Raw genomic sequence first — 15,878 nt, forward strand, 5'->3', positions numbered from 1 at the left:
CTGCGTCGGCGCCCGCGCCTGCGTCGGCGCCCGCGCCTGCGTCGGCGCCCGCGCCTGCGTCGGCGTCCACGCCTGCGTCGGCGCCCGCGCCCGCACCACCACCCGTACCCTCACCCGAGCCGGAAAAGCTGCAGATCAGCGCGTTGCAGGCGATGTGCCGGCACGTCTTCGCCTTCCGCCTGGCGATGATCGCCCTCGCCGCCCCCGCCGCCCTCCTCAACGCCGCCCCCGGCCTGGCCACCCGCCTGGTCAGTACAGCGGTCGTCGTCACCTTCATGGGCTCCTACGTCCTCTTCAGGGACTGGGAACGCTTCGGCCCCCTCCTCCTGCGCCACCCCACCCTCCTGGCCCTGGACACCCTCTTCGGCGCCCTCCTCCTCATCGCGGCGGGCCCGGACAGCACCCTCGCCTACGTCAGCGTGTGCACCCCCCTCCTCGCCGGCCTCGTCTACAGCTGGCGCGGCGCGGCCGTCTTCGCCTCACTCCAGTCGCTGATCCTGCTGGTGATCCACGCCGCCTCGAAGGAACTCTCCACGGACCTGGCCCAGTCGGCGCTCTTCCCCGGCCTGTGCGTCATCGCGGGCGCGGCCGGCGTCACCCTGCGCAACCTGCTCCTCCGCTTCGGCGAGGCCACCCAGGCCCTCACCACGGTCCAGGCACGCCTCGCCGTCACGGAGGCGGTCGCCGCCGAACGCGCCCGCCTCGCCCGGGAGATGCACGACTCGGTGGCGAAGACCCTGCACGGCGTGGCCCTGGCCGCCGACGGCCTGGCGGGCTCGGCCGGCGCCGACCGCACGGGCCGCATGGACCCCGCCCTGGTCAGACAGCAGGCGGAACTGGTCGCCCGCTCGGCCCGCCGGGCCGCCGCCGAGTCCCGCGAACTGCTGACCGACCTGCGCCGCGAGAACGACCCGGACCACGGCACCGACGTACTCACCGAACTCGCCGCCCGCACAGACGACTTCAGAGCCCGTACCGGCCTTGCCGCCGACTGCCGCCCGACCGGCGAGTCCGGCGTCCCGCCGGTCCCGCCCGCCGTGGCCCGCCAGATCCTCACCATCGCCTCGGAAGCGCTGGAGAACGCCCACCGCCACGCGGCGCCCACCCACGTCGACGTACGCGCGGGCGTCCACGGCGACCTGCTGCGCATCAGCGTGTACGACGACGGCCGAGGCCTGCCGCCCGGCACCAACCTCGAACAACTCCGCCGCGCGGGCCACTTCGGCCTGGTCGGCATGGTGGAGCGAGCGGCATCGGTGGGCGCCCGCATCCGCATAGGGCGGGGCGCCCACCCCAGGGGCACGGAGGTCCGCCTGGAACTTCCGATGGGAGCTCTGACGAGGACGACATGACCCGCGATCCCGCCACGACCCGAGAGGAGGCCGCCGCCATGCCGGCCGAGACGACCCCAGACCCCTTCGAGGGCTTCCCACCGTCCGTCCCCACCACCCCCCTCCGGGTGATCGTGGCCGACGACAACCCCGTGGTCCGCGCCGGCCTGACGGCCCTGCTCTCCGGCCGCGCGGACATCACGGTGGTCGCGGAGGCCGCGGACGGCCGCGCCGCCTGGGAGGCCGCGCAGCGCCACCGCCCCGACGTCGTCCTGCTCGACGTCCGCATGCCAGGGGTGGACGGCATCTCGGCCCTTCCCCATCTGGTCCGTATCTCCCCGGTCGTGATGCTGACCTACAGCCGCGAGTCGGAAATCGTCCAGGAGGCCCTGCGCCGGGGCGCGGGCGGCTACCTGGTCCACGGCGAGTTCACGGCCGACCAGTTGGTCTCCGCGGTACGGGACGTCAAGGAGGGCAGAGCCCACTTCACCCATACGGCGGCGGGAGCGCTGCTGGCCCGGTTGCGCCAGGACGGGGATGCGACTGCACACGACTCAGATCCTCCAATACCCGCTAATCCGGCTGCTTCTGCAGAAAACCTTTCGCGACTGCAACCGCATGTGGGAGAGTCGTCGTCTGGATGGACAGGTGGCCGTCCGGCCGCCGTCGACAGGTCGAGGTTCCAACTCAGCACCAGGGAGGCGGAGATCATGGACCTCATCGCGTCCGGCATGACCAATCAGCAGATCGCCGTCACCTGCTTCATCAGCGAGAAGACCGTCAAGAACCACATCAACCGCATCTTCGCCAAGCTCCACAGCACCAGCCGCTCGGAGGCCGCCGCCAAGTGGCTGGGCACGGCGCCGGATTCGTCATCGTCACGAGGACTGGGGTGAGACGAGATGACGAAGGTACGGAGGAAGCGCGGCCGGGTCTCTCTGTGGGCCCGGAAATGGGCCCACGGACCCTCCAGCGGACCGTGCGCTCCGGCATACGTTTCCGGTGGCGCAAGCGGCACCGAGACCGAACCCGGAGGGGAACACCATGAGCGACCTGATGCTGAAGACCGCGGTTGCGACCAAGGTCCGCGTGCACGGCTGGAAGAACACCACGGTCGAGGCGGTGCGCTCCCGCGCCGGCGACAGGGGGCAGACCGCGGTCGAGTACCTGGGGATCATCGCGGTGGTGGTGGCGATCGTGCTGGCGATTGTCGGTACGGACATCGGCCAGTCGATTCTCGACAAGATCAAGGCGAAGATCAACGAAATCACCTGATGCAGCGGCCCAGCTACGACGACGCAGGGCAGGCCTTCCCCATCTACATCATGGTGGTGGCGGGCCTGCTCTTTCTTGCGTTCGCATATTTCGCGGTCGGTCAGGCCGCGGTCAATCGGAACGGCGCCCAGACAGCGGCAGACGCGGCGGCACTGGCGGCGGCGCAGGACACCCGGGATCAGCTCGCGGGCAAGTGGGTCGAAGCCGTGCTCGACCCGACCGAGTGGCAGAGTCTTCTCGACGGCAGCGCAGCGCAGCTGACTGGCTGTTGGCGTGCGTATCAGCTAGCAGGACAGAACGAAGCGCACGTGGACGACTGCCAACCGCAGCTGGCAGCGCTGAGGTACACGGTGTACGTCCAGAGCGACAAACCCATCGGGAAGTCCACCGTTCCCGGCGTGGAGGGCATGCGCTCCAAGGCACACGCCAGCGCCGTCATCAAGCCGCTTTGCGCGTTCGACCCTCTCGCTGAGGGCTCCGATGACAAGGACGTACTTCCGCGGCTCATCTGCAAGGACAGGTACTGGGACCTCGACCCACACCACCTCATGGATCTGCCACGACCCGAGGACCTCTTCGACGTCCATCTGGCCGACTGACAAGCGAACGACGAGTGGAGAAGGAAGCAGAGCGATGAGCATTCGGTTCACTACGAAGGCCCGCAGGGGGCTGGTCGCGTTGACAGTGGCGACCGGGCTGGTCCTCGGTGTAGCCGGTTGCGGCAGTGGTGGCGATGAGAAGAAGCCCGACATTTCAGCCTCGGCGTCCAAGGGGGGCGGCTCCAAGCCGAGTGCTCAGGAGGGGCAAACTGGGCAGTCCTTGGCCGAGTTGAAGGGCCCTAACAGCCTGCTTCTTCAAGTCACCTCTGCCAAGCGGGACTCAGGGGGGTTCGTCACCGTGAACGGCACCCTGAAGAATGACGGCGGCGATAATGTCATCATTCCTTCCAACCTCAGCGGGAACGAGACCGAGATCATCAGAAATGGCAGCTCGCTGGGTGGTGCCACGCTTGTGGACTCAAAGGGGAAGAAGCGCTACTACGTACTGCGCGACACAGATGGTCGCCCCCTGACCACGACGGGGTTGCCTTCCCTGAAGGCAGGTGAGGCCATTCCGGTGTTCATGCAGTTCCCATCACCGCCAGGCAGCACGACCGAAGTCGACTTCCAGCTTCCAGGATTTGCCACCGCCACCATCAAGATCTCCGGGTGAGGCCCCCGTGACCCACATCCGCTTCCCCCTGGCCCTCACCGCCGCCACTGTCATGGTCGCCGCGAACCTTTACGCTGCCGCAGCAGCCCACGCCGACGACGGCCCCAGCGTGCCCCCCGGCACCGAACCCTCCGCCTCCGCCCCCGTGGAGGTCGACCCGGCCGACCCGGACCTCAAGCTCCCCGAGGGTGCCACCCTCGCCGAGCCCAAGGTGCTCGACATCAAAATGGTGGTCGAGGACCAGGGCGGCGAGGAACGCCGTGAGGACACCAACACCGATGTGACCTTCGCCCTCCAGGCCGAGGTGCTGTTCGCCAAGGACAGCGCGAAGCTGAGCGACCAGGCGAAGGCCCGTATCGACGCGATCGCGCAGGAGATCAAGAAACAGAACGCGACCCAGGTCCGCGTCTTCGGTTTCACGGACAACCTCGGTACCCACGCACACGGCGTGGTCCTGTCCAAGCAGCGCGCCAACGCCGTCCAGGACGTCCTCTCCCGGGACCTGAACGACCCGAACATCACCTTCGACGTACGCGGCTACGCCGAGCAGTACCCCATCGCGGACAACTCCACGGAGGACGGCCGCAAGAAGAACCGTCGAGTGGAGGTGACGTTCCCGCGTACGGGGAGTTGACCCATGGCCGACGGGACGGGCCGGCCCAACGAGGTCACACGGTCACGGCACGGACCTTGTCGCCGTGCTCTTCTCGTCTGCCGCCATCGTTTCAGCGTCACCGAAGATCTCCGCAGCCCATTCCCGGACCTCGGAGGAGGGAGGGCCGATCTCCGCCTCCTTCGCCTGGAGCAGTTCCTCCAGAAGATCACGCTGTATATGCCGTTCGACGGCCGCACTGACCTCCCGGGCCGGTCCCTCGTCCTTGGCGCGCTGCTCCGCATCACTCATGCGGCGAGAGTAGTGAAAGCCGTAACAAACAGCCCTACAGCAGGTGGTCGGCCTTCCCCGCCTTGATCTCCATGATGAGGGCGCGGAGGGCTTCACGGCTGTCGGTCAGGGGTTGGCCCTCCTGCCCGGCGACGGCGATGTAGGCGTTGCCGTCGGCGTCGGTCCCGATGCGGAAGCAGTTGTTGCCTTCGCCGCAGAAGGGCTCTTCCCAGTCGATCTCAGCCACGGTGGCCTCCTCACAGCTCGCAGGCGACGGTTCGGATGAGGTCGCGTGAAGCCGCCGGAGGCAGCGCCGCGTCGTCCATCCAGTCCAAGTGGGCACGGTACTTGCTGAGTTGGGCTTCTGCGCTGGTGAATTCCGGCCCATGTGCGGAGTCCAATTGCACGGTGTCGAGTTGAGGCACGACGCCGTCCGCGTAGAGCAGCGCATGCCCCGCCCCCGGGAATCCGCTCACGTTCGCCGGAATCACCCGCACGTCGATGCCGCCTTGCTCGGACTGGGCGGCCAGGTGGTCCAGTTGGCGTCGAGTCACGTCGTCACCGCCGAACCGCATGCGCAGCGCGGCCTCATGGACGTACGCGATATACGGGAGGGACTCGGGCCGCTCGAAGACCTGCTGGCGTTCCATGCGGTGCGCCACACGCAACTCCACCTCGAGCCGGGTCAGCGGTGGCAGTACGGCGGCGAAGACGCCACGGGCGTAGTCCTCGGTTTGTAGCAGCCCAGGCACGTGCATGAACTGCACCGTCCGCACCCGCGTGGCGTGCCACTCCAACTCGGCGATGTCCAGGAGCCCGGCGGGCAGGGTTCCCCGGTGCTGCTCCCACCAGCCCCGCTCCTTGTTCTCCGCGATGGCGACCAGTGCGTCGACGTAACCGCTGTCAGCACAGGAGTAGTTGCAGGCCAGTGTGCGGATGCGGTCCGCGGAGAAGGGCCGGATTCCGGACTCCATGTTGGACAGTCGGGTCCGGTCGATCCCGAGCAGGCCGGCCGCGTACTCGGTGGTGACTCCCGCCGCGAGCCGCATCTTCCGCAGCTCGGCGCCCAGCCGCTTCTGCCGCTCCGTCGGCGTACGCCTCGTGGTCATGCTGCCCTCTCTCGCGCTGTGGTCGCCCACAGTCTGCCGGGGAGTGCCGCTTCGGTCCATCACACGGAGGAGGCAATTATCTCCAAAATGTTGGACACATTGACCCTGCTGCTCCTACCTTCCGTGACAGGTCGACTACGACCCTCCGCCCACCGGACGGAAGCGCATCGCCCATGCCAAGCCAGGCCCGAGCGACAGGCCACCGTGCGCACGGAGGAACAACCACCCCACTGACCAAGGGAGTTGCCATGCCCGTCACCCTCACCTCGGCCTGCCTGCCCCACACCCCCACGGACCGGCCGCCCGCACCCCCCACCCCCGAAACCCTGACCTACAGCCTCACCCTCCCCGCCGACCCGCGCACCCCCGCGATCGTCCGCGCGACGCTCCGCACGGTCCTCCTCGCCCACGGCCTCGTCGACATGACCGACGCGGCCGTGCAGGTGGCGAGCGAACTCGCGGCCTGCGCCTGCCGTTTCTCCACCTCGCCGGAGGTGTACGTACGCCTCCGCTACCGGGAGGACGCCCTGCGCGTCGTCCTCTACGATGCGCACCCCCGCCACCAGCACCCCCGCCTCGCCGCCGCCTGCGACGCCCGCCGACGCTCGACCCTGCGCCTGCCGGCCTGCGTGGTCCGGTCCTGCGGCGGCGACTGGGGCTTCGGCGCCGCCCACGAACCGGGCGGCGGCACGCGCACGTGGGCGGTACTGCCGAGGTCGGGCGCCCGGACGTACCTCGCAGGCGGCCACACGAAAGAGTGACCGCAGCCCGGCGAAAGAGCTCTGTGAGGACAAGAACGGACCGAACACGACGAGTTCACCAGCGAGTTCCGGGAAGAGCTGTGAACTACACCCGCTGGAAGCTGGCGCGGGAACGGAAGGTCGCCGAGGGGTACGAGGAACCGCCCGAGGTGATCGCGGAGCGTGAGCAGATCCGGCTGGCGCACGAACTCGGGCAGTTGGTGTACGACCGGCGTACGGCGCTGCGTCTGTCGCGGTCGGCGCTGGGTGAGCGTCTGGGAATGACCCCCGACGAGGTCGAGGCCATCGAACTGGGCGGGATGCTTCCTCTCACCGCGGACCTGCTGGTCAGGCTGGCAGGGGCGCTCGATGTCACGGTGGACCTGCACGTGGTTTCCGGCGGGCATAACACCGTGGGATTCGGCGGTCACGCTGCCTGATCCGGCCGTTCCGGGCCCGGGTGGGGGCAAGTGGCGGATTTGGGCCACGTGCGCACTCGCCGACCAGGTCTTTTCGGCGGTGCCGTTGGCCCAAATCCGCCACTTGTTCCCGTGCCACCGCCGTCCCCGAGGAGTGGGCCACCTCTGGCGGGCGTATACGCGACTTATATTCAGGGCGTGTCCGACGTCATGATCCGTGTGCCCGCCGAAGTTCGTGACCAGCTCGCTGCCGTGGCCGAGGGGCGGGGGATCAGTCTGCGTGCCCTCATGCAGGAGATAGCCGCTCAGACTCTGACTCTCGAGCAGATCAGGGCCCGGGCCGATCGGACTCGTGCCCTGCTTGCCGAGCGGTTCGGGCATGACGTGACGGATGAGGAGTCCGCAGAGATGCGGCGCAGGATGCGGGAGGCCACCGCCGCTCACCGGGCTGCGCTCGCGGGGACGGAGTCGCCCGGTTGAGCCAGGTGATCGAGCACTACGTCTTCGACAGTCCCACGCTGCTGGCGATGAGCGGCGACAAGCAGGCCAGCGGCAACAAGCAGGTCTCCGGTCTCGTCCATGCCGCGGCATGCAGTGACGACGTGCGCCTGTGGGTGCCTGTCCTGTGACTGCTGGAGGCCGAGCGCGAGCGTGCGGGGATCGTCGCCCGTGCGGGTGTGCTGCTGGACGTACTCGGCATCGTCGATGACGACTACGCGATGGCCGCGACCATCGGCGAGCTGCTCCGCGACGGTGTCGCCTTCGGAGCCGCGGCCGCCGTGCATGTGGCGCGGCCGAATCCGATGCTCCCCGACGGCGCGCTGGTGGCCACGGTCGCGCCGGAGGCCTACAAGGGGCTCGGAGTCGGGGTCATGGACCTGAACCGTTGACGGTCGCGACTCCGAAGCGCCGCTCCTACAGCAGGTGGTCGGCCTTCCCCGCCTTGATCTCCAGGATGAGGGCATGGAGGGCTTCACGGCTGTCGGTCAGGGGGGCCTCCTGTCCGGCGACGGCGATGTAGGCGTTGCCTTCGGCGTCGGTCCCTATGCGGAAGCAGTTGGCGCTTTCTCCGCGGAAGAGGTCTTCCCAGGAAATGGCGGGCATGGTGACGTCCCCTCAGAGGTCGGTGGCAAGAGCGTGGATGAAGTCGTGTGACGCGTCGGGACTTCAGTGCCACGGACTCCGCTGCCGCGAGCACGGCCCGGTACTTGCTGAGCTGGGTCTCCGAGTCGATGAACTCGGGCCCGTGAGTGCTGTCGAACTCCACGGTGTCGAGTTGGGGTACGGACGACTCGACGTAGACGACCGACTGGCCGGCTCCGGGGAAGGGGATGACCCGTAGTGTCAGGTCCTCACGCTCGGACATCCGCAGCAGGTGCTCCAGTTACTGCCGGGCCACCGCGGATCCGCCGAACTCCGTGCGCAGCGCGGCTTCATGGACGATGACGTCGAGTTCGGGCGGCATCGGGCGGTCGAGCACCTGCTGCCGGTCCATGCGCTGCGAGACGCGGACCTCGACGTCGTCCCGCGACTCCAGCGACACCCAGCCTCACCCCTCGTTCCGACGAACAAAACGATCATGCCAACCACAACGGGCCCGGGAGGCCGGTTTGCGGATTCCCCAACGGAGTCTTGTACGTGAAGCGCTGCGACGCCGACCAGTCCAGGCGCCGGCCTCCACCGTTGATGGTGCTGCACTGGTTGCGTGCGGCATCGATCGCCTTGTCCTCGTACTTCACGATGTCGGGGTTGACCGCAGCGAGGGCGCGGAGCAACTTGGCGCGCTTGGCGCCGGTCGGCTCCGGCGGGATGCCGGCGGCCTTCTCGGTGGCACTGTGGTCGATGGTGGGCGCCTTGTCTGGGCACCTTCTGCCGTCGTTCGTCGAGAACTCGGTGCCTCGGCCCTTCAGACCTGTCGTTGCCTGACCCACGCGGCCGATGGCGTACTGGCCGTTGGCGAGCCGGCTGTCGACGTCCTTCGTGCCGCCGGTCGAACAGTTGATCACTATGTAGTAGCCGGCCTCTTCGGACAGGTCCTTGGGCACGGCGTTGAACACGCCTCGCAGACCCTCCGTGCTGTCGACCTCGACAACGATGCTGCGCTTGTTGCCGCTGGCGCCCTTCTTGACGGCCTCGTAACGCGTGGCCTTCGCGGCAGGCTTGTCGCTCTTGCTGCTGGTGCCGTCGCTGACTGCAGCGCCGATGGAGAGGGCGACTACGAAGAAGCCGACGATGCTGGCGCGCCCAAGGCCGATGATCTTTCCGGCTTTGTTCTTCTTCGGCGGTGAGGGCGGTGGCGGTGGCGCGCCCCAGCCTGGCTGCGGCTGCTGACCCTGCACGACCAGGACGACCTCGCCGACGCCGAACCCGACACCATGCTCCCCAGTCTCCGGCCGGGAGGTGCCCCCATTCGCCTTCACCACCTGCCCGCCCGCCTGACGAAACACGCCCGCCGCCGGCTGCGGATCCAGCACTCCTGGTCCTGGGTCGAATCCTTCACCACCTGCTGGCGCAGGCTCACCCAGCTTCCGGCCGCGACCTGACGGCCCGGCCCCGCCCCGGCGAAGAACAGGAAGGAGAGCTCCGCAGTCTCCGGGCCGGTGGAATCCGGCGCAGCCGCGGCGCTACGCGACGACCCGTCCTCGGCCGATAGGGGATGTTACGGGCGAATCGCCGGACCAGTCGGCGACCGAAACTCGCTGACGAATCGAGGCCGAAGCCCTGGCCTTTCCGGAGAAGCTCAAGTAACCCTCAAGTGCGCCACTCTCCCCGGAGCCGTATTGCGTAGATTGGGGGCGATTTCCCGAATTCTGCTGCTGCAAGATTCTCGCCGATCTCTATTTCTCGGAGGTTCTCCGGTGCTACCGTGCCTTTGCGCTGGTGGCATGTACGCGGCGAGAACAAGGGGGGAATCCGCGGGCGAGCGTTATCGCCGAATCTCAAGCGCTTTTCACTCAACCGTATTCGGCCTGCGGGCTGGTCGGGCTTTTCATGTGCGTCGGCTGCCGCCGGCCACGCAGAATGCGTAGTCGTGCCGAAATTACGCCTACGTGGTTTCGGAAATCACATAGATGCGAGGCAGGGAAAGTAAGTGAATCGTTCTTTCAATCTGACATACCGCCCTGTGGCGGCAGCTCTTCTCGCTCTCGGTGTCGTGGCCGGGGCAGGCTCGGCGGCTTCCGCCGCGCCGGAGCCGCCTGCGCTCGAGAGCGTCGACGGGGAAGTCGGTACGATGGGCATTCCGTGTGACGGCTACTCGGGGACCTGGTACACCGTGTCCAACGTGGCCAAGCCGAAGAAGATCACTCACGCGACACGGCACTACAACGGCACCTCGTCCGACATGTCGTCCAACTTCACCACCGGACATCAGCTGACGCTTACCGCCGGCATCACCTACACGAGCGGCGCTTCGGCCGAAGCCAGCGCGGTGATCGGCAAGCTGTCGGCCAGTACGAGCCTATCGCTCGCCGCCTCCGGCTCCTCGACCTCCAGCTCGTCTGTCGCCGTCACCGCGACGGTCAAGCCGAAGAAGTACGTGGTCACCTATGCGGGACGTGTCCAGGTCACGGGCAACTGGGAGAAGAACTCCTGCTCCAGCGGCAACAGCACCGTGATCGTCGCGGCCAAGGGCACCGGTAGGTCCCATCACGTACAGGAGGTGGGAGCGGCCCAGTGCGACATCACCCAGCCGTCCGGAAGCATGGCCGCCCTTGCTAAGAGCAGCTACTGCTGATGAGGCCACGTCCAGCGTGGGTGGCTGTTGCCGTCGTGGTCATGTCGGCAACCGGCTGCACGGCGGGCGGCAACCCCAAGACGTCCGGAAGTGCGTCCGCCACGAGCTCCGCGGACGGAACGGGCTGCGGGAGCACCGCCTTCACCGCTCCCCCGGTGAAAAAGCTTCCGCGCAGCTTGACGTTCACGGCGATTCGGAAGGTGGATCCCCCATGGGGAGACGAAAAGAACGTCGTCCTGGTCGACAAACCTGTCACTGCCAAGGTCCAATGGAAATCCGACCGCGTGGATGAAACCGCTGCTCTGGCGGCCATCGAGGATGGTCTGGAGCTCCCCACTTCCGGAACCAGTGACGCCCTCTCAGGGCTGGACCGTTTCCTGTCCGGAGCCAAGGAAAAGAAGAAGTACGTCGGATATGCCGCGGTGGAAAAGGTCACGGTTCCCTTGTCTCTGAAATGCCTTGATGGCACCAGGGTTCAAGGGGAACTCTCCACGTGGGTCGACGCCGAAATCGGGGTCGTAGTCTGCGCCACGAGGTATGGCAAGGGCGAGGCGCCAGTGGCAGCGTTGAAAGCCCAGGCCGAGTTCTGCAACTGAGGGCGAGTGCAGGACCGGCGGCCCGCGCACCCCAGGGGCGCGGGCACGAACGCGGACATCGCCGTTGGACCTGTCTCCCAGCCCGTTCCTCAAGAGATGTGATGGCGAAGGGAACCGGGGGCGCCGCCCCCGTCGCGCGGCGTCTCCGGTTCCCTCCGTGAGGGGTCCGCGGTGTCCAGGGCCACTGGAAGTGCCCTGGTGACCGCGGACCTCTCGGCAAGCCCGCCTGCCGCGCCAGGGGAGCGGCGTCCTGCGACGTGCGCGCTCCCCGCTTCCGGGCGGCCTGCCCGCGGGCCTCCTGGTCGTGTGTCTGTCCAGCACGGTGCTGCGGGGCGCCATCTCAGCTGGTTGCTGCGGTAGTTGGGAAGGGGCGCTTCCGCTGTGCGAGATAGTGCTACGGGCGGACACGGGCTGTCAACGATCGTTGAATTGCCGAAAACGATCGTTGATGTCGGTGCTTTGCGTCGGCGGCAGGCGGCAGGCGGCAGGCGGCAGGCGGTCGGCGGCAGCGACCTCGCCGTTCGGCAATTCAACGATCGTTGATGTCGGTGCTTTGCGTCGGCGGCAGGCGGCAGGCGGCAGGCGGCAGGCGGTCGGCGGCAGCGACCTCGCCGGTCGTGTGGCGCTGATGTGCCGGCTCGATCAGGACAACGATCGATTGCTCGGCATCAACGATCGTTGTTGCGGGCGTGCCGGTCGCGTAGGGTGCCGCCTGAGTACGCACCAGCTGTCGGTCCCCGAGCTCCGGGAGTGCAACGGTGGCATCACCTCCTCCCCTCTCCGAGACTCTGCGGCGCCTTGACGAGGCCCTCCAGGAGAAGGGAAGCAAGCGGTCGGAGCTGCTGGATGTGACCGCGCTGGCAGCCAGGACGGCACTGCCCGCGTCCACGGTCCGAACTCTGCTCCAGGGTGGGACACCACCGGACGACTCCGTCAACGACCGGGTCCGGGCGCGGATCGCAGCGCTCGCCAAGGCCGACATGACGGCGACCGGCAGACGCATGTCCGACCTGGCCACGGACATTTCCCGGCGGCTGGGCGTGTCCGAGTACTGGGCCCGTCAGGTCTGCGACGGAAGGAAAGTACCCAGCGTCGAACTCCTCCACGGACTCGTCGAGTACTTCGACGTCGACGGGGGAGAGGCGTTCTTCACCGACTCCGCCGCCGACGCCCTCAACCGCGCCCTGCTCCCTCTCCTGCACCAGCTCGAAGACCCCCGGAGCGACCCCGTGCTCGCTCTGATGGACCGTTACGGAGTGAGGGCCACGGACCTGCGCATGCACGGCTCCCTGACCCGGGAGCAACTGGAACGTCTCCTCGAAGGTGTCCTGCGGTCGGTGGTGCCTCCGGAAGGAGGCCACGACCAGTGAGCGCCAAGGCGAGCACCAAGGCGATGAAGTCCCTGCTCACCGTCCTGGGCCGGCAGGCGGCAGGCTCCATCCAACGGCCGGCCGAACCGCGGGACGTCATGGAGGCGTTCTGCAAGGCCATGAGCGTACGAACCGGCCGGCCGATCCGTCTCTTGTTCAGGGCGTTCCCACCGGACATCCCCGTCTCCGGCATGCGCCTCGACTGCGGGGACCACTCCCTCATCGTCGTGGAGGAACGTACCGTCCCCGAGGCCCAGGTCGTCATCCTCGGCCACGAGCTGTGGCACGAGGAGCAGGGCCACTGCGGTCACCACGTCGCGGGGGTGCCGACCGCCGCCCGCGCACTGCCCGCCGACCGGACGACGGAGGCGATCGAGCGGGCCGTCGAGCAGGTCCTCGCCACACATCAGGTGTCCCGCGACGCTCTCCTCGCCGTTGCGGCCCGTGCCGAGTCGGCCGACGACCGCGAAGTCGACGCCGAGACGTTCGGCCTGCTCTTCGGCCGTGAGGTCCGCACGTGGATGAAGGGCCGCTACGCGCGAGGCCCGGTCCGTCCGGACACCGTGGAAGGCCGCATCAACCTGTCGCTGGGCAACCGCGCCGGACACATCCTGTGATGAGTCCCTTCTTACCCATCCCCTACGCCCTGCCCACCGCCCTGCTGGCGCTGGCCCTCCTGCTGAAGTTCCCCACGTTCCTGCGGGCCTCGCGCGACCCCGACGTCCGGGCGACCACTCTCCTGCTGACCTGGGCCACCGCCGTCCTCGTCGTGATCACCCCGGTCAACATCGAACGTCTCAACGTCCTCACGGGCATACCGAACATCGCCGCCCCCTGGGCCTACTCGTTCCTCACCGCCTCCTGCGCGACCGGCCTGACCATGATCATGCGCTGGCGGGAGGAACCGTCCGAAGGACGCCGCCGCAGGATACGCCGCATCTACTGGCTCTACACCGGCGTCATCGCCGTCCTGTGGCTGACGTTCCTCCTGGCCGACGTACCCACGGCACGCATCTACGACCTGGACACCTACTACGCCGGCACCCCCTGGATGCGCGAACACATCCTGCTCTACATCACCGCGCACATGGTCTCGTCCCTCGTGGCGGCCTCCATGCTCTGGAAGTGGTTCCCCGAGGTCGTCAACCGCTGGCTGAAGACGGGAGTGGTCTTCCTGCAGCTGGGCTTCGCCTCGGGACTCGTCTTCGACGTGGCGAAGACGGCCGCGATCGGCGCCCGCTGGGCAGGACGCGACTGGGACGTGCTCAGCACCCGGGTGGCACCCCCGTTCGCGCTCCTGCAGGCCGCCCTCGTCGCACTCGGCTTCATCGTCCCCCAAGCCGGACCGTTCCTGCAGAAGTGGATCCGCGACCAACGCGACTACCGCCGGCTGGGCCCGCTGTGGCGCGCGGTCCGCGTCCTCACCCCGGCGGCGGCCAAGGCGCGCTTCGGGCCGTGGACTTCCCTCGACCTGCGCCTCATGCAACGCCAGCAGCGCATCCACGATGCCCTGCGCGTGCTCAGCCCCTACCTCGACGCGGACCTTTACCGGCGGGCCCGCCGAGCGGTGCGGGCCGGCAACGACACCCCGAACGCGGACGGCATCGCCGGAGCCGTAGTGCTCAGTGCCGCCATCAGCGCCTGCCTGCAGGGCGGCCCACCACCTCCCGCACATCCCCGAACGCCCCAACTCGGCGCGGTCGTGAGCGACCACATCGAAGCCATCGCGACCGCCCTGCACCACCCTCATACCGTGGACGGCATCCGCCGGCGGGTGACCATCACAGAAAGCACGGACAGCCATGCCTGAGACACCCACCGCCCGCCGGCCCACCGCCGTGGTCATCGGCGCCGGTGTCACCGGCCTGTTCGCCGCGGCGGCCCTCACCGACTTCGCCGACGTCACCGTCGTCGAGCGCGACCGCCTCCCCGACGGACCCGAACCCCGCCGCGGCGTCCCCCAGGCCCGCCACGCCCACCTGGTGTGGAGCGGCGGTGTCAAAGCCTTCGACCGCCTCCTGCCCGGTCTCACCGGCGAGATCGTCGCCCACGGCGGACGCCTGGTCCACATCATGGGCGACATGGTCTCCCGAGCCCCCAACGAAGTGTGGTTCCGCCGCTTCCGGGCGACCCATCACCGCAACCTGGTGTGCTCCCGCGACCTCCTCGACTCCGTCCTGCGCGACCGCGTCCTGGCCGACCGACGCATCACACTCCGTCAGGAGACCACCGCACTCCACCTGGAAGGCGACGCCGCACGCATCACCGGCATCCGCCTCCGCACCGGCGCGGAGGAAAGCACCCTCTCCGCGGACCTGGTCATCGACGCCTCCGGCCGAGGCTCCCGCGCGCCGCACTGGCTCACCGAACGGGGGCTGCCGGCCGTCACAGAGCGCGAAGTCAACGCCGGCGTCGCCTACGCCACCCGCCTCTACCGCGCCCCCGGAACCACCGGGGACATCAACTTCCCCCTGATCAACGTGCAGGCCAACCCCGCCAAGGCCCCAGGACAGGGCGGCATCATCCTGCCCATCGAGGCGGACCGCTGGATCGTCACCCTCGCCGGCACCCGCGGCGGCGAGCCCACCGGTGACCCCGACGCCTTCGTCGACTTCGCACTCGGCCTGGACGATCCCGTCATCGGCGAACTGATCAAGGACGCCCAGCCACTCGGGGACGTGGCCACCACCCGCGCCACAGCCAACCGTCGCCGCTACTACGAGAAGGCCACACGCTGGCCGGACGGTTTCGCCGTCCTCGGCGACGCCATCGCCGGGTACAACCCCGTCTACGGCCACGGCCTCACCGTCGCCGCCCAGGGCGCGCTGGCCGTCCGTGACCTCCTGCGCACCACCCCCCTCACCGCTCCAGGCCTCGCGCACCGCCTCCAGCGCGTCGCCGCCCGGCCCGTCGCCGCCGCCTGGAACCTGGCCGTCGGCCAGGACGCCGCCTATCCCGGAGCCACCGACAGCCCACCCAGAGCCGTCGAACGCTTCCTCGCGCGCTACGTCGACAGAGCCGTTGAAACCGGGGCACGCAATCCACGCGCCATGGGGGCCCTCCTGGATGTGATGAGCCTGGAGAAACCTGCCACTCGCCTGTTCTCACCCGACATGCTCATCCCGATGCTCCTCGGCCCGAAGAAGCCGCACCTGCAGGGCCCGCCTCTGACGGAGGCGGAGCGGAAAACCGCCCTCCCTTGACGTC

At 68.4% G+C, this 15,878-nt stretch carries 23 protein-coding genes and 1 pseudogene; 17 read left to right on the forward strand and 7 right to left on the reverse strand.

Features of this window, described 5'->3' with window-relative positions; translation table 11 throughout:
- From DEP02_RS03795 to DEP02_RS03820, 6 genes are all read left to right on the forward strand, one after another.
- On the forward strand, positions 1-1,352 hold a 1,352-nt coding region (locus DEP02_RS03795), incomplete at its 5' end, for a sensor histidine kinase (protein WP_232838944.1).
- A 38-nt stretch (positions 1,353-1,390) separates the two neighbouring features.
- Positions 1,391-2,227 (forward strand): response regulator, encoded by an 837-nt coding sequence (locus DEP02_RS03800; RefSeq protein ID WP_112465920.1) that lies wholly within the window; start codon positions 1,391-1,393, stop codon positions 2,225-2,227.
- Positions 2,228-2,375: 148 nt separating this feature from the next.
- A complete protein-coding gene (locus DEP02_RS03805; RefSeq protein ID WP_112465892.1) occupies positions 2,376-2,606 on the forward strand; it encodes a hypothetical protein in 231 nt (76 codons plus the stop codon).
- Positions 2,606-3,205, forward strand: coding sequence for a pilus assembly protein TadG-related protein (locus DEP02_RS03810; RefSeq protein WP_112465893.1), 600 nt, complete (start codon positions 2,606-2,608; stop codon positions 3,203-3,205). Before DEP02_RS03805 ends, DEP02_RS03810 begins: the two co-directional genes overlap by 1 nt.
- 34 nt (positions 3,206-3,239) lie before the next feature.
- A complete protein-coding gene (locus DEP02_RS03815) occupies positions 3,240-3,818 on the forward strand; it encodes a hypothetical protein (RefSeq protein WP_112465894.1) in 579 nt (192 codons plus the stop codon).
- 52 nt (positions 3,819-3,870) lie between these two features.
- Positions 3,871-4,452: an OmpA family protein gene (locus DEP02_RS03820; RefSeq protein ID WP_112465921.1), complete on the forward strand. Its 582-nt coding sequence runs from the start codon at positions 3,871-3,873 to the stop codon at positions 4,450-4,452.
- A gap of 42 nt (positions 4,453-4,494) precedes the next feature.
- On the opposite strand, the gene DEP02_RS03825 is transcribed toward DEP02_RS03820, so the two are convergent.
- Genes DEP02_RS03825 through DEP02_RS03835 form a run of 3 tightly spaced genes read right to left on the reverse strand, consistent with a single transcriptional unit; the run spans position 4,495 to position 5,810 of the window.
- The gene (locus DEP02_RS03825) at positions 4,495-4,722 is read right to left on the reverse strand and encodes a hypothetical protein (protein WP_112465895.1); all 228 of its coding nucleotides are present in this window, start codon (positions 4,720-4,722) and stop codon (positions 4,495-4,497) included.
- Between the two features lie 34 nt (positions 4,723-4,756).
- Positions 4,757-4,948, reverse strand: a complete 192-nt coding sequence (locus DEP02_RS03830) for a hypothetical protein (protein WP_112465896.1) — start codon at positions 4,946-4,948, stop codon at positions 4,757-4,759.
- Positions 4,949-4,958: 10 nt separating this feature from the next.
- On the reverse strand, positions 4,959-5,810 hold the full coding sequence (locus tag DEP02_RS03835) for a helix-turn-helix domain-containing protein (protein WP_112465897.1): 852 nt from the start codon (positions 5,808-5,810) through the stop codon (positions 4,959-4,961).
- A gap of 248 nt (positions 5,811-6,058) precedes the next feature.
- Here DEP02_RS03835 and DEP02_RS03840 point away from each other — a divergent pair, with 248 nt between their 5' ends.
- The 5 genes from DEP02_RS03840 (at position 6,059) to DEP02_RS34315 (ending at position 7,859) form a co-directional block, all read left to right on the forward strand.
- Positions 6,059-6,571: an ATP-binding protein gene (locus DEP02_RS03840; protein WP_112465898.1), complete on the forward strand. Its 513-nt coding sequence runs from the start codon at positions 6,059-6,061 to the stop codon at positions 6,569-6,571.
- An 80-nt stretch (positions 6,572-6,651) separates the two neighbouring features.
- The gene (locus DEP02_RS03845) at positions 6,652-6,990 is read left to right on the forward strand and encodes a helix-turn-helix domain-containing protein (protein ID WP_112465899.1); all 339 of its coding nucleotides are present in this window, start codon (positions 6,652-6,654) and stop codon (positions 6,988-6,990) included.
- Positions 6,991-7,167: 177 nt separating this feature from the next.
- Positions 7,168-7,449 carry a hypothetical protein gene (locus DEP02_RS03850; protein ID WP_112465900.1) on the forward strand — a complete coding sequence of 94 codons (282 nt, stop codon included), beginning with the start codon at positions 7,168-7,170 and terminating at the stop codon, positions 7,447-7,449.
- Positions 7,446-7,598 carry a hypothetical protein gene (locus tag DEP02_RS34310; protein ID WP_232838945.1) on the forward strand — a complete coding sequence of 51 codons (153 nt, stop codon included), beginning with the start codon at positions 7,446-7,448 and terminating at the stop codon, positions 7,596-7,598. The genes DEP02_RS03850 and DEP02_RS34310 overlap by 4 nt, the downstream gene beginning before the upstream one ends.
- A gap of 48 nt (positions 7,599-7,646) precedes the next feature.
- Positions 7,647-7,859 (forward strand): hypothetical protein, encoded by a 213-nt coding sequence (locus DEP02_RS34315; RefSeq protein WP_232838946.1) that lies wholly within the window; start codon positions 7,647-7,649, stop codon positions 7,857-7,859.
- A 25-nt stretch (positions 7,860-7,884) separates the two neighbouring features.
- Here the strand turns inward: DEP02_RS34315 and DEP02_RS03860 are convergent, their stop codons facing one another.
- The 3 genes and pseudogenes from DEP02_RS03860 to DEP02_RS34325 form a co-directional block, all read right to left on the reverse strand.
- Positions 7,885-8,073: a hypothetical protein gene (locus tag DEP02_RS03860; protein ID WP_112465901.1), complete on the reverse strand. Its 189-nt coding sequence runs from the start codon at positions 8,071-8,073 to the stop codon at positions 7,885-7,887.
- Between the two features lie 115 nt (positions 8,074-8,188).
- Positions 8,189-8,464, reverse strand: a pseudogene (locus DEP02_RS34320) (Scr1 family TA system antitoxin-like transcriptional regulator); the annotation flags it as partial.
- Positions 8,465-8,546: 82 nt separating this feature from the next.
- A complete protein-coding gene (locus DEP02_RS34325; protein ID WP_232838947.1) occupies positions 8,547-9,443 on the reverse strand; it encodes a hypothetical protein in 897 nt (298 codons plus the stop codon).
- A 758-nt stretch (positions 9,444-10,201) separates the two neighbouring features.
- Here DEP02_RS34325 and DEP02_RS03880 point away from each other — a divergent pair.
- Together DEP02_RS03880 and DEP02_RS33235 are read left to right on the forward strand one after the other, a co-directional pair.
- Positions 10,202-10,705 carry a hypothetical protein gene (locus DEP02_RS03880; protein WP_112465902.1) on the forward strand — a complete coding sequence of 168 codons (504 nt, stop codon included), beginning with the start codon at positions 10,202-10,204 and terminating at the stop codon, positions 10,703-10,705.
- Between the two features lie 20 nt (positions 10,706-10,725).
- The gene (locus tag DEP02_RS33235; RefSeq protein ID WP_157977360.1) at positions 10,726-11,301 is read left to right on the forward strand and encodes a hypothetical protein; all 576 of its coding nucleotides are present in this window, start codon (positions 10,726-10,728) and stop codon (positions 11,299-11,301) included.
- A 529-nt stretch (positions 11,302-11,830) separates the two neighbouring features.
- Here the strand turns inward: DEP02_RS33235 and DEP02_RS33240 are convergent.
- Positions 11,831-12,025, reverse strand: coding sequence for a hypothetical protein (locus tag DEP02_RS33240; RefSeq protein ID WP_157977361.1), 195 nt, complete (start codon positions 12,023-12,025; stop codon positions 11,831-11,833).
- A gap of 34 nt (positions 12,026-12,059) precedes the next feature.
- Here DEP02_RS33240 and DEP02_RS03890 point away from each other — a divergent pair, with 34 nt between their 5' ends.
- Genes DEP02_RS03890 through DEP02_RS03905 form a run of 4 tightly spaced genes read left to right on the forward strand, consistent with a single transcriptional unit; the run spans position 12,060 to position 15,874 of the window.
- On the forward strand, positions 12,060-12,671 hold the full coding sequence (locus DEP02_RS03890) for a hypothetical protein (protein ID WP_112465904.1): 612 nt from the start codon (positions 12,060-12,062) through the stop codon (positions 12,669-12,671).
- A gap of 23 nt (positions 12,672-12,694) precedes the next feature.
- Entirely contained in the window at positions 12,695-13,288 is a 594-nt protein-coding gene (locus DEP02_RS03895) for a toxin (RefSeq protein WP_112465922.1), read from the forward strand.
- Positions 13,288-14,481 carry an MAB_1171c family putative transporter gene (locus DEP02_RS03900; protein WP_112465905.1) on the forward strand — a complete coding sequence of 398 codons (1,194 nt, stop codon included), beginning with the start codon at positions 13,288-13,290 and terminating at the stop codon, positions 14,479-14,481. The genes DEP02_RS03895 and DEP02_RS03900 overlap by 1 nt, the downstream gene beginning before the upstream one ends.
- Positions 14,474-15,874: an FAD-dependent monooxygenase gene (locus DEP02_RS03905; protein WP_112465906.1), complete on the forward strand. Its 1,401-nt coding sequence runs from the start codon at positions 14,474-14,476 to the stop codon at positions 15,872-15,874. The genes DEP02_RS03900 and DEP02_RS03905 overlap by 8 nt, the downstream gene beginning before the upstream one ends.
- Positions 15,875-15,878 lie beyond the last annotated feature (4 nt).

This window comes from Streptomyces triticisoli, assembly GCF_003270085.1.
GTDB classification, from domain to species: domain Bacteria; phylum Actinomycetota; class Actinomycetes; order Streptomycetales; family Streptomycetaceae; genus Streptomyces; species Streptomyces triticisoli.